The organism is Paraburkholderia sp. NMBU_R16 (assembly GCF_013282575.1).
GTDB lineage: Bacteria > Pseudomonadota > Gammaproteobacteria > Burkholderiales > Burkholderiaceae > Trinickia.
In genome coordinates this window covers 1-1,220 of sequence record NZ_JAAAYE010000209.1, presented here as the reverse complement: position 1 = coordinate 1,220, position 1,220 = coordinate 1, and the positions used below count along the sequence as shown (strand labels likewise).

Annotated in this window: 1 protein-coding gene; it reads right to left on the bottom strand. The window is 59.1% G+C overall.

Features of this window, described 5'->3' with window-relative positions; translation table 11 throughout:
* Window positions 1-253: 253 nt before the first annotated feature.
* Complete coding sequence (locus tag GWC77_RS27860; protein WP_254367231.1) at window positions 254-886, bottom strand: group II intron maturase-specific domain-containing protein; 633 nt, start codon at window positions 884-886, stop codon at window positions 254-256.
* Window positions 887-1,220 lie beyond the last annotated feature (334 nt).

Sequence of the window (1,220 nt, the reverse complement as noted above, 5' to 3'; positions counted from 1 at the left end):
ATGGATCGTGCCCACGATCGCCGATCGTGGGCACGATCCCCCTTGATCTACACGGACTCCGACACGCCATCACCATCATGCCCGACGCGCGCGTGAACCGGGAAACGGTCGGGCCGAGTCGCTTACGTCGACGGCGCGGTACAGATATTTCCAGTGGCCCTTGATCTTCACGTAGGGGTGAGTAGACCCAGGGAATTTCACCCGGAGTCTCTCGCGGAACCGTACGTGACACTCTCGCGTCATACGGCTCCCGTTATCCAACCGATGCCCCTTGAAGCTGCCAGTGCACGAACTGTCGCGGATACGCCTTCTTCATCTTGTGCAACCACTCCTCACTGCGCCGTGTATGCCTTCGCAGTGTCTTGTACTTGCGCTGGGCCCAGCGCACGAGCTTGCGGTCGAGATACCGACCGAGTCCGTGCATGGCCGTCCGATAGAAGGCCCCGTAGTAGTTCCACCAGCCACGTATCGTGGGATTGCATTGCTCGGCCAGATCGACCAGTGACCCTGACGTTTGACGGGGCAACCGCCACCGTCGCACCGCCTGTCTCATCCGCTGCAGGGCAGCAGGACTCACTCCGGGCAGAAAGCTCGTTGAGAGCCGCCCGAACTTGGTCAGCACCCTTCGCGGACGAAACAGAAAGCCCAGAAATGTAAAAGTCACATTCGGATAGGCCTGGTTGCGGCTTCGGTCCTTGCAATACACGATCTTCGACTTCTCAGGATGCATCTGCAACCCGCATTCCGCCAGCCGCGAGGCAATGGCATGCATGACTTCCTGCGCGTGCGCCTCGCTGCGGCAATGGACCACCGCATCATCGGCATAGCGCGCAAAGAGACATTGCGGAAAGTGCCGCTGCATCCATGCGTCAAATGCATAGTGCATGAACAGATGGAAGTTGCCCCGCTTCGACGGACAGATCTGCAGTAGCGATCGATGTGCGATTTAACCTCCGTTAAGCGGTAAGTCGTGGGTTTGTCACCTTCCGGCATAAAGGAGCCGGGTATTTCCGGCATATAGGCGCCAGCAGAAGTGGGCAGAATCGAGCATCTTTGTGGTTCAAGAATGTGCCGTTTATCCGGCGTTTGCAAGGTTCAAGTGATGCTCCGGCAGGTGCCTTGGGCTGCGGTATGAGTGTCCGTCGAGCACGAGGCAGTAGGCGTTGTGGCGCAAGCGGTCGAGCGTAGCGGAGGCCAGCAAGCGGTTAGCCGGGAACGCC

Coding starts and splice junctions, on each gene's coding strand:
- GWC77_RS27860 (WP_254367231.1), bottom strand. CDS start 886: ATGCACTATGCATTTGACGCATGGATGCAGCGGCACTTTCCGCAATGT.